This window comes from Chryseobacterium nakagawai (genome assembly GCF_900637665.1).
Lineage (GTDB): Bacteria > Bacteroidota > Bacteroidia > Flavobacteriales > Weeksellaceae > Chryseobacterium > Chryseobacterium nakagawai.
This window is the reverse complement of record NZ_LR134386.1, coordinates 1,228,943-1,243,143: the sequence shown is the minus strand read 5'-3', so window position 1 is coordinate 1,243,143 and position 14,201 is coordinate 1,228,943. Positions and strand designations below refer to the sequence as shown.

The window sequence follows — 14,201 nt, the reverse complement described above, 5'->3', positions numbered from 1 at the left end:
TATTTGGAAAACGAAAATATCAATTATAAAAAAATGAGAAGAAACCTTACTGTTTTGTTTGCCTTATTATCTATCAGTTTTGCTTTTGGACAGGGAAAATATGGCAAATATCTGAACTCAAAAAAGCTTGCTTTAGCATATAAAAGCGTGAAAGATGCTGATAAGGATGATTATTATCAACAGTTTTACTGGCTGGTAAAAGCTGAGCAGCTTAAAACCTATCCTCACCTTAAGGATATAAAGCCTGTAGTATTATATGAATTCGTAAAAAAAGTAAATCCTCAGAATCCAACAAAAAAACTGGATAAAAGAGATAAAGAGCTTAGAGCTACTGCAGAATTATCTTTAAATCAATACTTCAAGAACAAGAATTTTGAGAACAATTCTGTATTAATGTACAACCTTGAAACGTATGTTGACCCTTCAAAAGGACAATTCTATACAAAGGTTGATCCTGAAAAAATCAAAGAATTGGTTCCAAAAGAATTGTTTGCCTTCAATTCTTTCAACAGAAATTTAGGAGAAGAAAAGACTTATTATCTTTGGGTAGATAAGAAAAAAGATGATTTGAATATTGTAGATATTATTCCTAGTGAAAAAGATGACAAATCATTCTACACCAGATTAAGACAATATCTTCCAAGCTATAAGTTTTCAAAATATGTTCCGACTGTAAAAAAAGGAAACAAGACCGATAAAACAGATATAGAATATTATTATATCATGCCTTTTGAGCAGAATACCGATAATATTGAATACAAAACCAAGGATTTCAAAAATTTCACTTTGAGCCAGTATAGAAAAGCCGGTGATGAATGGAAAGGAGTAGAAAAGCCTAAAAAATAAATCAAAAAGTCCTGTGATATTTCGCAGGACTTTTTTAATTTTATATGGATTTCTTGATCTAAGAATCAAACTGCTTAAAGCAAGCACTTTCTTCAAATAAAATAAGCCTGGAACTTTATTGAATATTCCAGCCTATACGAAATGACAGAAACAAGCCCTCAACAGGTATCCATAAAGAAAATTCTCCCATTGATTCTGGCTACTGCTATTTTCATGCAAATGCTGGATTCTACCATCCTGAATACTTCTTTACCCTCCATTGCAAAAGATCTTCACGAATCTCCGCTGAACATGCAAAATGCCATCATCAGTTATGTATTGACCTTAGCGGTTTTCATGCCTGCAAGTGGATTTTTGGCAGACCGCTTCGGAACTAAAAAAGTATTCATTTTCTCGTTGGTATTATTCAGTTTGGGTTCTTTGTTTTGTTCTTTATCCCAAAATCTCACTCATCTTGTTATTTCAAGGGTTATTCAGGGAGTCGGAGGAAGTTTGATGACTCCGGTTGGAAAGCTAGCGCTCATTAAAACCTTTGATAAGAGTGAATTGCTTAAGGCGATGAACTTTGCTATTATTCCTGCACTTATCGGACCTGTTCTTGGACCATTAGTAGGAGGTTACATGGTTGATTACCTGTCCTGGCACTGGATATTCCTCATCAATATTCCGATTGGTTTTTTAGGAATTATTTTAGGATTAAAATTTATGCCTGATTATAAATCTGATGATGTTGACTTTGACTTTAAGGGATTCTTAATCTTTGCAGCAGCCTCTCTCCTGCTTTCCATTTCATTAGAACTTTTTGGGAATATGCAGAATATTACTCCGGTCCTCATTGTATTTATCCTTGGATTCCTGTTTCTTTATTATTACTATAAACATGCAAAAAAAGAAGGGCACCCTATTTTTCCTCTCAACCTGTTTCAGGTCAGAACTTTCAGGGTGGGAATTGTAGGGAATCTGGCTACAAGACTAGGAATCAGTTCAGTTCCATTATTGCTTCCGCTTATGATTCAGATTGCTTATAAACAATCTGCTGTAACTTCAGGATGGATCATTGCTCCGATGGCGCTGACGGCTATATTCGGAAAGTCATCTGTCATTAAAATTCTGGATAAATATGGTTACCGGCAAACATTAATGGTTAATACATTTATCATTGGAACCCTGATCTGTATGCTGGCTATTCCAGATATCAATACTTCATTATATTGGTTCGTTCCTATTATTGCTGTTCTGGGATTTTTCAACTCTATTCAGTTTACTTCTATGAATACAATTTCCATTGCTGATCTCCGGAATTTTCAGACCAGTAGTGGCAACTCTTTAATATCTGTTAATCAGCAGCTCGCCATCGGTTTCGGAATTGCCTTTGGATTGATTGTTTTAAAAATATTTGAAAACTCTGACCTCATCAAAGGGGAAACGCATAATGCTTTCCGGTATACTTTTCTTACTGTAGGAATATTAACAATTCTATCAGGTTTCGTGTTTAGAAGGTTACACATTTCGGATGGAAAGAATATGAAATCTAAGGAAGACTAATTAAGGTTTATTAGCTTTATCAACCTTTTTACAATCTCCCTTTTTCCTACTATACGAACTTATCACAGGTCAATGCATTTGCTTTATAAGTATGGTATTTTTGTTTACATAAAATCAACAATATTATGACAACTAAAAAAGTAGAAATAGTAGTATCTCCAAGACCTGCACACTTTGTAGGTGACGGTTTTAGAGTTCATAATTTTATTCCTGGTGTACAAGGATTAGATATGAAAAGAATGGACCCGTTCATTATGCTTGATTATAATTCAAAATTTCATTTCAATGGTTCTGAAAGACCAAGAGGTGTAGGAGTTCATCCACACAGAGGTTTTGAAACCGTAACCATAGCTTATAGCGGCAAAGTAGAACATCATGACAGTGCTGGAGGCGGTGGTATTATCGGAGAAGGTGATGTACAATGGATGACAGCTGCCAAAGGAGTTCTTCATAAAGAATATCACGAAACAGAATGGGCAAAAGAAGGTGGAATTTTTCAAATGGTTCAGCTTTGGGTAAACCTTCCGGCAAAAGATAAGATGAGTACCCCAAAATACCAAGCGATTGAAAACTCTAAGATGGAAAGAGTTGACCTTGCCGAAAATGGTTTTATAGAAGTGATTGCAGGAGAATATAACGGAAATAAAGGTCCAGCCTTCACCTTCACTCCTATTCACATGATGAATGCAAAGCTTAAGGCTGGTGGTAAAGCAGAATTTAATTTTCCTGCCCACTTTAATACAGCAGCTTTGGTGATTGAAGGAAGTATAACCATCAATGGAGAAGAACAGGTTAAAGCAGATCATTTTGCACTGTTTAAAAATGAGGGAGAAAACTTTACGATAGAGGCACAGGAAGATTCTATTGTTTTAATTATCAGTGGAGAGCCTATTAATGAACCCATCTTTCCTCACGGACCTTTTGTTATGAACACGAGAGAGGAAATTATGCAGGCTTTTGAGGATTTCAATACCGGAAAATTCGGTTACCTTGAAGAGTAAAAGGATAGAATTAAATTTTCCTTAATCTTAAATAAGTTCTTTTTTACTAACTTTATATATCATTATATCAGGTGAAAATTAAAGATTAATGGTATGCAGAGAGATGAACCTTATAGGTTTTAGAAACTTATAAGGTTTGTTTTCTCAGCAAGATTTCTCATATATAAAAACAAAAGATATTGATCGCTTTAAACACGAAGCCCATTCATCAACCTTAATACAAAAATTATGAAACCAGAATTTGAAAACATACCCCTTGTAAAAACCGATAAAAGATTTGAAATAGAACTTAACGGACACTATGCTTTTATTGATTATCGTGAAACGTCTCACCAAATTTCATTAATACACACTGAGGCAGAACCTGAACTGGCAGGCACAGGTGCAGCTGCTGCTGTAGTGGAAAAGACCCTGAACTATATTGAAGAAAGCGGTAAAAAGCTCCTTCCGTTCTGTCCGTATGTTTTTGCCTTTATCAAAAAACATCCTGAATGGAAACGTATCGTAGATGAAAAATTTAACGGATACGATAAACTTTAGATCTTCATCAACATTTATTTAAACAAACATTAAAAGCATTACATCATTATGTCAAATATTGGACTTATTATTGAAGAAAAAGCCGCCGACATCGGAAACTTTCTGGTAGGAAGACTTCTCCCATTTCGTGAAAAAAGAGCTGTAGGACCATTTGTTTTTATTGACCATATGGGACCTTCTGAATTAAAAGATTATCAAAACCTTGATGTCCCTCCCCATCCACATATCGGACTATCTACATTAACTTACTTGCTTGAAGGCTCTATTTTCCACAGAGACAGTATTGGAAGCGCCTTTGAAATCAAACCTGGAGCTGTTAACTGGATGACTGCCGGTAAAGGAGTAGTACATTCTGAAAGAACTCCGGAATATTTAAGACACAGCGATAAAAGACTTCACGGTTTCCAGATCTGGGTAGGTTTACCCAAACACCTTGAACAGTCTGAACCTACTTTCCATCATATTGAAGCAGATGAAATTCCGGTTTGGGAAGAGGATGGAATTCAATATAAATTAATTGCGGGTGAAGCATTTGGAAAAACATCTCCTGTTCCGGTACATAGTAAATTATTTTTCATCGAAATAAAAACCAAAGAGCCTAAGAAAATAAGTATAGGTAAAGATCTTTATGGGGAAGCGGCGATGTATGTTTTGGACGGAACGGTCACTACTGAAGGGAATACTTATGGTTCAAAACAGCTGATGATTGCAAAGGATACTAAACTTTGTGAGTTTGATATGAGTGAAAATGGCACGGTATACCTTTTCGGAGGCGAACCTTTCGATGAGGAACGTTTTATCTTCTGGAATTTTGTGAACTCTGATAAAGAAATAATTGACCAGGCTAAAGTAAACTGGAATGATCAGAATCATGATGCATTTCCTTTGGTTCCAGGTGATGAGCAGGAATATGTTCCACTACCCAAGTCAATTTTAAACAGAAAGTAATTCCATTTCATAGAAAAGCCATGAAAATATTCGCATTTGCAGGGAGTACCTCATCTACTTCCATCAACAGAGAGCTGGTAAAGTTTGTTTTAAAAGATTTCCAGGAGGAAGAGATCAACCTTATTGACCTCAATGATTTCACTATGCCTGTTTTTTCCGTAGACCTCGAAAAGAAAGGTTTTCCAGATGAAGCGCACCAATTTTTAAAGAATATCGGGGAATGTGATGTCATTATTTGTTCCCTGGCAGAGCATAACAGATCGTACAGTGCTGCTTTCAAAAATGTTTTCGATTGGGCTTCAAGGATTAATGTAAAGGTATTTCAAAATAAGCCAATGTTACTGATGAGCACTTCTCCAGGTGGTTATGGTGGTGGAAATGTGATGAATACGGCAAAAACATTCTTTCCACAGTTCGCTGCAGATATCAAAGATACTTTTTCACTGCCTAAGTTCTATGAGAATTTTGATCTTGAAAGTGGAGTTATCAATCCTGATATGCTGAGCGAGCTAAAGGCAAAAATTGAGAACTTTAAAAATAGTGTTAAGACCAATGACTAAGGGAAGACTAGAAGCATTCAGTGATGGTGTTTTAGCCATCATCATTACCATCATGGTTCTTGAGCTGAAAGTACCGGAAGGAAGTAGCTGGGCAAGTCTCAAACCCCTTCTCCCTAAATTTTTGGCATATATTTTCAGTTTTATCTATGTTGGAATTTACTGGAATAATCATCATCACTTATTTCAGACGGTAAAAAAAGTAAACGGAGGTATTCTTTGGGCCAATCTTCATTTGTTATTCTGGCTTTCCATGATGCCTATTGCTACAGAATGGATCGGAACTACCGGTTTTGCAGAAAACCCTGTAGCAACCTATGGTATCATACTTGTTTTATGTGCCATAGCCTATAGCATTCTGGAAAATGTTATTATCCGATGTGAAGGTGAAAATTCACCATTGAAAGAGGCCATACATTCAAAGTATAAAGAGAATATATCCATTATATTTTATATTCTGGGAATCGCTACTTCATTTTTTTATCCTTATATTGCCATAGGTTTTTATTACATTGTGGCTCTTATATGGCTGATTCCGGACAGAAGAATCGAAAAATCATTAAAAGACAATTAATATGGAAACACACGAATATCCCAACGGCGACATTACTGTCATCTGGCAGCCTCAGAAGTGTATCCACTCGGCTGTATGTGTAAAACTGCTTCCTCAGGTATACAATCCGAAAGAAAGACCTTGGATAAAAGCAACCAATGCAACCCCTGAAGAACTGAAAAGACAGATAGATCAATGCCCATCAGGAGCATTAAGTTATAAATTCAATACTGAAAAATAATGGCAGTAACGGTAAAAGCAAGTTTAGGAAAAACAAAATATTATACGGAGGTAACAGCCGGTGAAAATACAATCATTACTGACGAACCTTTAGATAAAGGTGGACAAAATAAAGGGTTCAATCCGATGGAAATTCTGGCTACTTCTTTAGCAAGCTGTACGGCAGCTACTTTAAGAATGTATATTGAAAGAAAAGAATGGGATGTAGAAAACATCAATGTAGAAGTGGAACTTGAAAATTATCCATTGACCAAAAGAGCGATCTTCAAAAGAGATATTACTTTTGAAGGGGTTTTGGATCCTGAACAAATGAAAAGACTTCACACGATTGCTGATGCATGTCCTGTACACAAAATATTAACCAACGATATAGAAATATTAACTAAATTCTCATAAAACATGATCGAAGTAAAACAAAACAACGACGAAAAACACGGAAGTTTTGAAGCTTTCATAGATGGAAGACGCGCAGGAATGATGACGTACACCTGGGCAGGAGAAGAAAGATTTATTATTGACCACACCGAGGTGGAAGAAGCCTACAACGGAAAAGGGGTAGGTAAGGAAATGCTTTTGGCTGCTGTAGATTTTGCAAGAAAAAACGGAAAAAAAATTATTCCGCTATGCCCTTTTGCTAAAGCCAGTTTCCAAAAGAGCGAAGAATTACAGGATGTTTTGGTGAATTAGTCACAGTTTCTACCCTTACAATACAAACCTTTCAGAGCTGATCTGAAAGGTTTTTTCATGAATACTTTTTTATTTTCTACATCAGGTTGTTATTGAGCGCAAAGTTTATTTCGGATTATATTAAACACAAAATCAATTTGATAAAGCAAACTTGTTATCATGAGTTTAGAAAACAGTATCGGATTTTAAAACAAAAACTTAAAGTTACGTATAGTGATAAAAGTATTTTATCACTAAAAAAATGATGAAAACATAGAAACAATTGCTTTTATAAGCGTCATAACTTCCTGCTTCCAGCTCCCAACTACTAGCCTTTTTGAAAAACATATATTTCATCTCCATCTTAAGTTGCTTCCCGGAGTAATTATATAAAAATTGTCTCTAAACTAAATTCACGGTTCACGATACTTCTTTTTTATATATTTGCTAAAATTTAAAATCTAAGCATGAATCCAGGAACTGTCCTTTTGCTGTTTGTCTTTATCTACTTTATCGGCCTTTTGGTGATCTCTTATTTCACCAGCCGAAATTCTGACAACCAGTCTTTCTTTATCGGTAATAAAAAAAGTAAATGGTGGCTCGTTGCATTTGGAATGATAGGGACCAGCTTAAGTGGGGTTACTTTTATCTCAGTTCCGGGAACCGTTGGGAAAATGACCGGTTCCGAATATATTTATGGAGGTTTTGAATATTATATGATGGTAATCGGATTCTTCATCGGGTATTTTATTGTTGCAGCCATCCTCCTGCCCCTGTATTATAAGATGAACCTTACTTCCATTTACACCTATTTGGGGAAAAGATTCAATGTGGAAGCCCATAAGATCGGATCGATATTCTTTATTATATCAAGAGCCATTGGAGCTACTGCAAGATTGTACCTGGTAGTCAATGTATTGCAACTTTTCCTACTAGAAGGATTAGGAGTTCCGTTTTGGGTTACTTCCATGGTTCTTTTACTGATGGTTCTACTCTATACTTTTGAAGGTGGTGTAAAAACCATTGTCATTACAGATACTTTACAGACCTCTTTCATGATTATCAGTTTGGTAGCTTGTATTGTTTATATTTTATCTAACCTGAACCTGTCTTTTGGTGAAGCCTATACAATTTTAGAACAGAAAAATTACACTCACTTTATCAATTTTGATCCTAATTCCAAAACGTTTTTCCTTAAAACCATCCTGGGTGGAATTTTCATCACCATTGCGATGACCGGTTTGGATCAGGAGATGATGCAGAAAAATATCTCTGTAGACAATCTTAAAAACTCAAAGAAGAACATGTTAACTTTCGCAGGAACTCTTCTGTTTGTTAATCTTGCATTTTTATTTTTGGGTGGTCTTCTCTACCTTTTTGCGTTACAACATGGAGCAGAATATGGAACTACAGGAACAGATCCTGTGAGCAACATTTTCGGTTTCAAAGATGCTGCTGGAAACATCAAAAATATTATGGGAGATGACCTGTTCCCAGCGTTATCTCTCAACGGATATTTCCCAATGGCTATTTCTGTTATTTTCATTATCGGACTAATTTCAGCTTTATTCCCTTCTGCGGATGGAGCATTAACAGCGGTAACAAGTTCGTATTGTGTAGATTTATTAAACCTTAACGAGGATAAAACAAAAACTGAAAAAGAGAAGAAAAGACTTCGTATGAAAGTGCATTTAACATTCACTGTCATGTTCTTCATATTAATTATGGTATTTAAAGCATTGAACGACAAATCTATTGTCTATCTGATTATGGAAATTGCCGGATATACCTATGGGCCGTTACTAGGACTTTTTGCTTTTGGAATTTTCACGAAGTTTCAGATTTCTAAAAAATATTCGATTCTTACAGTAACCATTTTAGCACCTATTATCACTTACTTAATCAATTTTGCAGTAACCACTTATACAGATTACAGAATTGGAGTGGAACTTATCGTCCTTAATGGGCTGCTTACGTTTATCGGCTTATGGATGGTAAAAAACAAGCAACATTTGAGAGTTGTTTAATCGAAAGTAACCACAAAAATATCAGTAATGAAATTATTTATTTTTCTGACTTTTAGCCTGTTTGCAGGTACATTTATAAATGCTCAGAGTGCTGTTGATTTTGCCAATCTCACAAAATACAAAGATGAGAATACAAGCATTTTAAGTTCAAAGAAAAAAGTGGACGTTGTCTTTATGGGCAATTCTATTACAGAAGGTTGGGTAAAAAGTCATCCTGAATTTTTCTCTGAAAATAATTATACAGGCAGAGGAATCAGTGGGCAAACTACTTCACAGATGCTGCTGCGTTTTCAGAATGATGTTGTCGCTTTAAAACCAAAGCTGGTGATCATCAATGCAGGAACCAATGATATTGCACAGAATACAGGCATTTATGATCCCAATTTCACTTTTAATAATATCAAAGCCATGGCTGATATTGCTCAAAATAACGGAATTAAAGTAATCATTGCCTCCATATTGCCTGCAGCAGCATTTCCATGGCGTAAAGAAATAACGGATGTTCCCCAAAAAGTAGACGCCTTGAATGAGAGATTAAAACAATATGCAAGTAACAACAAGCTCATGTTTGTAGATTATAATTCTGCGATGCGAGATGCACAGGGTGGGATGCGTGAAGGACTCTCAAAGGATGGTATCCATCCGGTTCCTGCAGGATACGCCATCATGGAACCCATGATTAAAAATGCAATCCATAAAACATTAGGAAAAAAATAAAAATTCAAAAAATATATTCTATTAACTATGAGAAAAATTATTTCACTTTTCATCTTTGTATTAACATTCGGTTCTCTAGCAGCTCAGGAGAATTTTGAAGTGTCTACTTTAAGAATAGGGCCTTACAAGATTTTCATGGAAAAAAGTGAAGCAGAAAAAATAGCAGGGACTATAATCAAAATTTCTGATGGACAACAAAAGAATACTGTAAAATACAATGGAGAGACTATTAATATTGAAGTCTTCCAGGGTTATGGTGGTGAAACAAAACCTAATGCTGTTATCATTGCCGGAATGACAACCACCAGTAAGAAGTTTAAAACCAAAAGCGGGATGGGTGTTGGAAGTACCAGAGATGAACTTATCAATGCTTACAAGAACTATCCAATATTCAGTGTTAGACCGGAGGTAGATGATAATGGCAAACGTATTAAAGATGCAGGATACTTTAATATTGAGGACTATGATGCCGGAACCCAGTTAACATTTAAATTTGTTAATAATATTGTTACAGAAATTACAGTTTATATCAACGAAGGCTGTTAAAAGCTTGAAGATATTCAAATCAATCAAAATCCGGGTTTTCATATCCGGATTTTTGCATTTCCGTAAGCCGGTAAAAAATTGTAAATTTGCGTGCAAATAAATCAGATATAATGAGTAAAAGTATCGAAGAGTTGAAATCTCTTACTACACAGATCAGAAGAGACATTTTAAGAATGGTTCACGCTGTAAATTCAGGACACCCGGGAGGGAGCTTGGGCTGTACAGAGTACTTTACAGCACTTTACGGAAAGGTAATGAACTATCATCTTCCTTTTACGATGGAAGGCAAAAATGAAGATCATTTTTATTTATCTAACGGACACATTTCTCCTGTCTTCTACTCTACTTTGGCAAGATTCAATTTCTTCCCGGTAGAAGAATTAAAGACTTTCAGAAAACTGGATTCAAGATTACAGGGGCACCCAACTACTCACGAAGGTCTTCCAGGAATCAGAATTGCTTCAGGTTCTTTAGGACAAGGTCTTTCTGTAGCGTTAGGAGCTGCTCTAGGTAAAAAAATGGACGGAGATCAGTCTCTTGTTTACACTCTTCACGGGGATGGTGAACTTCAGGAAGGTCAGATCTGGGAAGCACTGATGTTTGCTGCTGCTAAAAAAGTAGATAACATTATTTCTACTATCGACTACAACGGACGTCAGATTGACGGTGATACAGATGATGTATTAAGCCTTGGAAATCTTCATGCTAAACTTGAAGCTTTCGGTTGGATCGTTTTAGAAGAAAAGAACGGTAATGATCTTGAAGCTGTCATCGGTATTCTTGAAAGAGCAAAAGCTGAAACTGGAAAAGGAAAACCTGTAGCGATCATGCTTCATACAGAAATGGGTTCTGGAGTAGATTACATGATGGGATCTCACGCTTGGCATGGTAAAGCTCCTAATGATGAGCAATTGGAAACGGCATTCAAACAATTGTATTTAGAAGCTCCTGCTGACTACTAACATCTAACCATCAGTTAAACTCTCGATTAATAAAAATAAAAATGAAATATACATATACAGAAAAAAAGGACACACGTTCAGGATTCGGAGCCGGATTAGCTGAGCTTGCTGACAAAAACCCTAATGTAGTAGCACTTTGTGCAGACCTTATCGGATCTTTGAAAATGGAGAAGTTCATTGAGAAGGCTCCTGAAAGATTTATTCAGGTAGGTATTGCAGAAGCTAACATGATGGGTATTGCTGCAGGTCTTAGTATCACAGGGAAAATTCCTTTCACAGGAACTTTCGCAAACTTCTCTACTTCAAGAGTATATGACCAAATTCGTCAATCTATTGCTTACTCCGGGAAAAATGTAAAAATCTGTGCATCTCACGCAGGTCTTACGCTAGGAGAAGATGGAGCTACTCACCAGGTATTGGAAGATATCGGGATGATGAAAATGCTTCCGGGAATGACTGTAATCAACCCATGTGACTACAACCAGACAAAAGCAGCTACTCTTGCTATTGCTGATTTTGAAGGTCCTGTATATTTAAGATTTGGTAGACCTACTGTTCCTGTATTCATCCCTGAAGATATGCCTTTCGAAATCGGAAAAGGAATTATGCTTCAGGAAGGTACCGATGTAACGATTGTTGCAACAGGTCACCTTGTATGGGAATCTCTTGTAGCTGCTGACGAACTTGAAAAAGAAGGTATTTCTTGTGAGGTAATCAATATCCACACCATTAAGCCTCTTGACGAAGAAATCATCTTAAAATCTGTTGAAAAAACAGGTAAGATTGTAACTGCTGAAGAACATAACTATCTTGGTGGTTTAGGTGAATCTGTTGCGGGAATGCTTGCAAGAAAAAGACCTACAAGACAGGAATTTGTTGCGGTAAACGATACTTTCGGAGAGTCTGCAACACCTGCTGAATTGATGAAGAAGTATAAGATTGATGCTGAAGCTGTAAAAGAAGCTGTAAAGAGAATTTTGGCTAACTAATGATTAGCATTTACTATAATAACTGCAGGCTGTTTCTTTGAAACAGCCCGCAGTCTTTTATTGAATCACGATTCAATGTTGGAGTTTTGTACAATGTTTTAGCCACCCCGTCAAAAATTCTTTGAATTTTCTCCACCCCTCCACTGAAGGAGAATGATTATACTTATAGTTGTCATGGTTGTAGCTTTTACCCTACTTGTTTTTTGTTTTTATGATTCCGTCTGATTCAAAGGAATTCCCGCCGCTATAAGGATTGGGCATAATATTTCTGTGATATACTCCTCTTGTCTTCTGTCAGAAGCTTTTGAGCCTGAAAAGTAATTGCTGATTCTGTAGTTTTTCACAAACTGATTGCGTTTCTTTCCGATGGAATAGTAATATCCTCCTGTTTCATCATTGATAAAATAGGTCATTTCATCAAAAGTCATGATCTTTTTGGAGAAAATCAATTTTCTATAAATACACTTCTCAGATTTATCAAAAATATATTTTACAGGAACTCTGAAAAACAGATCAAAAAGAAAATAGATCATATAAATACTCCATATCACCAGGGCAATTTTAAATTGATCGGCAGACATGTTATCCATAAAGTAATAAATCATTACGAAAAGAGCAATAATTCCCAATGTCAGCCAACAAATTAAAGTACGAAGGAAGCTGTAATTGGGCATAATGCTTATTTCACTTCCATTCTCTTCAAATCTATAGCGATCTGTTACCTGCATGGTTTTGCTCATTAATTTTCATAATGTCTTCTGTTTCATTTACCATCTTTTGTATTCCTTTTTGTGTTAAAGCTTGTCCGATGGTCAAATGTTTCTCTTTTCCGTCAACTTCAAAGTAAATAGACAACACTACATTGGTGGTAATAAAACCCATATATTTTGTGGCCAAAACATGGAAATTGGTAAAATCTTTTATATCATAAGTCCGCGCCGGAACAAAAATAGTATGCTTACCAGTAATGGTCTTTCGGTCCATATCAATAACAAACTTTTTGGTAAAAAAGTTGATAGCGATAAGTATCACCAATGCAATAAGAATAAGGCTGAGGGTTCTTACATCTTTAAAGATCAATCCTGCTATTATTAAAAAGAAAAGACATAAAACAGATACGAAAACCGGTTGATTTTTAAAAATATATTGGTTCCCTTCCTGTTTGTAAAATTTATACGAATTCATAATAAGTTATTTATATATATTTGGTTTAGTTGTTATTGAGATTAATCTGATTAGGATTAATAGTGTTCTACAGTTTTTTTAGAATATTGAAGTATTATGAATAGAAATAAGAATAGATCATCAGCTTATTATTATAATAAGATCTGCCTGAGACAATTATTTATTTTACTTCATTTCCTTTTTTTAATGGGCGGTAAAATTACCTTTATCTTGTTAAATCAAGGTATTATATTTATAAAAGGTCTAGCCAGTTTCATGATTATGGCTAGTCTTTTTACATAACAATCTCGGATAGAAATTAATAATGTTCATCATAACAGATCTGGAGCTATTAGCTTATCAGTCTAGAAACTGTTGTAAGGGTCCGGCAACAACCCTTGTCTTCATTTCAAGATCATCAGTATCCTTGCTTCATTTCCTTGCTTTTTTCATCTATTGAATTGATACAAAAAGGAGGCATCTCATTATCGGTTCCATTCCATGAAAGTTTTACTCTCATTTTTCGAGTTTCCATATCCTATTTGGACAGCTTTATGTAAATTCGATACATATTGTATGAGGATACGATGTATGTACAATAAAAAATAATACTTTTTTTAACTCTCCTTTTTTGGGTTTCTTTTTTTCCTTATCAAACAATACTTTATACTATTTTTTGATTTTCCACAATACCATTAAATCATTCTCAAATTTAATGGTATAAATATGTACAAAGGCTTTAATTACTGTACACATTACGGAAATCCATCTTAAAATCTACAAGTAAATTACAAATATTATCACCTTAAAGTGATCTAATTATTTATAGTTTTGAAATATCGACGTTGATACATATTCTGTATTTAAGTTGTATGTGTACAGTACAAATTGAATAGTAGA

Annotated in this window: 17 protein-coding genes; 15 read left to right on the top strand and 2 right to left on the bottom strand. The window is 35.3% G+C overall.

All coding sequences use genetic code 11. The features are described 5' to 3' along the window. Positions 1-33: 33 nt before the first annotated feature. The 15 genes from EL260_RS05640 to EL260_RS05570 all read left to right on the top strand — a co-directional run bounded on the left by EL260_RS05640 (position 34) and on the right by EL260_RS05570 (position 12,137). Positions 34-846, top strand: a complete 813-nt coding sequence (locus EL260_RS05640; protein WP_123860653.1) for a hypothetical protein — start codon at positions 34-36, stop codon at positions 844-846. A gap of 141 nt (positions 847-987) precedes the next feature. After that, complete coding sequence (locus EL260_RS05635; protein ID WP_123859232.1) at positions 988-2,391, top strand: MFS transporter; 1,404 nt, start codon at positions 988-990, stop codon at positions 2,389-2,391. A 125-nt stretch (positions 2,392-2,516) separates the two neighbouring features. Next, entirely contained in the window at positions 2,517-3,392 is an 876-nt protein-coding gene (locus EL260_RS05630) for a pirin family protein (protein WP_123859231.1), read from the top strand. A gap of 228 nt (positions 3,393-3,620) precedes the next feature. Continuing rightward, the gene (locus EL260_RS05625; protein ID WP_123859230.1) at positions 3,621-3,932 is read left to right on the top strand and encodes a GNAT family N-acetyltransferase; all 312 of its coding nucleotides are present in this window, start codon (positions 3,621-3,623) and stop codon (positions 3,930-3,932) included. 48 nt (positions 3,933-3,980) lie between these two features. Then, entirely contained in the window at positions 3,981-4,880 is a 900-nt protein-coding gene (locus tag EL260_RS05620) for a pirin family protein (protein WP_123859229.1), read from the top strand. Between the two features lie 20 nt (positions 4,881-4,900). Continuing rightward, positions 4,901-5,440 carry an NADPH-dependent FMN reductase gene (locus tag EL260_RS05615; RefSeq protein WP_123859228.1) on the top strand — a complete coding sequence of 180 codons (540 nt, stop codon included), beginning with the start codon at positions 4,901-4,903 and terminating at the stop codon, positions 5,438-5,440. Continuing rightward, the gene (locus EL260_RS05610; RefSeq protein WP_123859227.1) at positions 5,433-6,011 is read left to right on the top strand and encodes a TMEM175 family protein; all 579 of its coding nucleotides are present in this window, start codon (positions 5,433-5,435) and stop codon (positions 6,009-6,011) included. The genes EL260_RS05615 and EL260_RS05610 overlap by 8 nt, the downstream gene beginning before the upstream one ends. 1 nt (position 6,012) lies before the next feature. Continuing rightward, a complete protein-coding gene (locus EL260_RS05605; RefSeq protein WP_123859226.1) occupies positions 6,013-6,231 on the top strand; it encodes a (4Fe-4S)-binding protein in 219 nt (72 codons plus the stop codon). After that, a complete protein-coding gene (locus EL260_RS05600; protein WP_123859225.1) occupies positions 6,231-6,626 on the top strand; it encodes an OsmC family protein in 396 nt (131 codons plus the stop codon). The genes EL260_RS05605 and EL260_RS05600 overlap by 1 nt, the downstream gene beginning before the upstream one ends. 3 nt (positions 6,627-6,629) lie before the next feature. Further along, the gene (locus EL260_RS05595; RefSeq protein ID WP_002984420.1) at positions 6,630-6,917 is read left to right on the top strand and encodes a GNAT family N-acetyltransferase; all 288 of its coding nucleotides are present in this window, start codon (positions 6,630-6,632) and stop codon (positions 6,915-6,917) included. A 446-nt stretch (positions 6,918-7,363) separates the two neighbouring features. After that, positions 7,364-8,923: a sodium:solute symporter gene (locus tag EL260_RS05590; RefSeq protein WP_123859224.1), complete on the top strand. Its 1,560-nt coding sequence runs from the start codon at positions 7,364-7,366 to the stop codon at positions 8,921-8,923. A gap of 27 nt (positions 8,924-8,950) precedes the next feature. Continuing rightward, positions 8,951-9,640, top strand: a complete 690-nt coding sequence (locus EL260_RS05585; RefSeq protein WP_123859223.1) for an SGNH/GDSL hydrolase family protein — start codon at positions 8,951-8,953, stop codon at positions 9,638-9,640. A 27-nt stretch (positions 9,641-9,667) separates the two neighbouring features. Next, positions 9,668-10,186, top strand: coding sequence for a hypothetical protein (locus EL260_RS05580; protein ID WP_123859222.1), 519 nt, complete (start codon positions 9,668-9,670; stop codon positions 10,184-10,186). 107 nt (positions 10,187-10,293) lie between these two features. Then, positions 10,294-11,148 (top strand): transketolase, encoded by an 855-nt coding sequence (locus EL260_RS05575; RefSeq protein WP_394343543.1) that lies wholly within the window; start codon positions 10,294-10,296, stop codon positions 11,146-11,148. 41 nt (positions 11,149-11,189) lie between these two features. Continuing rightward, on the top strand, positions 11,190-12,137 hold the full coding sequence (locus tag EL260_RS05570) for a transketolase family protein (protein WP_123859220.1): 948 nt from the start codon (positions 11,190-11,192) through the stop codon (positions 12,135-12,137). Between the two features lie 209 nt (positions 12,138-12,346). On the opposite strand, the gene EL260_RS05565 is transcribed toward EL260_RS05570, so the two are convergent. Next, positions 12,347-12,865 carry a hypothetical protein gene (locus EL260_RS05565; RefSeq protein WP_232534823.1) on the bottom strand — a complete coding sequence of 173 codons (519 nt, stop codon included), beginning with the start codon at positions 12,863-12,865 and terminating at the stop codon, positions 12,347-12,349. Beyond that, positions 12,843-13,322 carry a hypothetical protein gene (locus tag EL260_RS05560; protein ID WP_123859219.1) on the bottom strand — a complete coding sequence of 160 codons (480 nt, stop codon included), beginning with the start codon at positions 13,320-13,322 and terminating at the stop codon, positions 12,843-12,845. Before EL260_RS05560 ends, EL260_RS05565 begins: the two co-directional genes overlap by 23 nt. Positions 13,323-14,201: the final 879 nt, after the last annotated feature.

What these genes read in the sequence shown, in the direction of transcription:
- EL260_RS05590 (WP_123859224.1), top strand. Translation starts at nt 7,364, where the DNA reads ATGAATCCAGGAACTGTCCTTTTGCTGTTTGTCTTTATCTACTTTATC.
- EL260_RS05600 (WP_123859225.1), top strand. Translation starts at nt 6,231, where the DNA reads ATGGCAGTAACGGTAAAAGCAAGTTTAGGAAAAACAAAATATTATACG.
- EL260_RS05625 (WP_123859230.1), top strand. Translation starts at nt 3,621, where the DNA reads ATGAAACCAGAATTTGAAAACATACCCCTTGTAAAAACCGATAAAAGA.
- EL260_RS05570 (WP_123859220.1), top strand. Translation starts at nt 11,190, where the DNA reads ATGAAATATACATATACAGAAAAAAAGGACACACGTTCAGGATTCGGA.
- EL260_RS05620 (WP_123859229.1), top strand. Translation starts at nt 3,981, where the DNA reads ATGTCAAATATTGGACTTATTATTGAAGAAAAAGCCGCCGACATCGGA.
- EL260_RS05605 (WP_123859226.1), top strand. Translation starts at nt 6,013, where the DNA reads ATGGAAACACACGAATATCCCAACGGCGACATTACTGTCATCTGGCAG.
- EL260_RS05615 (WP_123859228.1), top strand. Translation starts at nt 4,901, where the DNA reads ATGAAAATATTCGCATTTGCAGGGAGTACCTCATCTACTTCCATCAAC.
- EL260_RS05585 (WP_123859223.1), top strand. Translation starts at nt 8,951, where the DNA reads ATGAAATTATTTATTTTTCTGACTTTTAGCCTGTTTGCAGGTACATTT.
- EL260_RS05640 (WP_123860653.1), top strand. Translation starts at nt 34, where the DNA reads ATGAGAAGAAACCTTACTGTTTTGTTTGCCTTATTATCTATCAGTTTT.
- EL260_RS05595 (WP_002984420.1), top strand. Translation starts at nt 6,630, where the DNA reads ATGATCGAAGTAAAACAAAACAACGACGAAAAACACGGAAGTTTTGAA.
- EL260_RS05630 (WP_123859231.1), top strand. Translation starts at nt 2,517, where the DNA reads ATGACAACTAAAAAAGTAGAAATAGTAGTATCTCCAAGACCTGCACAC.
- EL260_RS05560 (WP_123859219.1), bottom strand. Translation starts at nt 13,322, where the DNA reads ATGAATTCGTATAAATTTTACAAACAGGAAGGGAACCAATATATTTTT.
- EL260_RS05565 (WP_232534823.1), bottom strand. Translation starts at nt 12,865, where the DNA reads ATGCAGGTAACAGATCGCTATAGATTTGAAGAGAATGGAAGTGAAATA.
- EL260_RS05610 (WP_123859227.1), top strand. Translation starts at nt 5,433, where the DNA reads ATGACTAAGGGAAGACTAGAAGCATTCAGTGATGGTGTTTTAGCCATC.
- EL260_RS05635 (WP_123859232.1), top strand. Translation starts at nt 988, where the DNA reads ATGACAGAAACAAGCCCTCAACAGGTATCCATAAAGAAAATTCTCCCA.
- EL260_RS05580 (WP_123859222.1), top strand. Translation starts at nt 9,668, where the DNA reads ATGAGAAAAATTATTTCACTTTTCATCTTTGTATTAACATTCGGTTCT.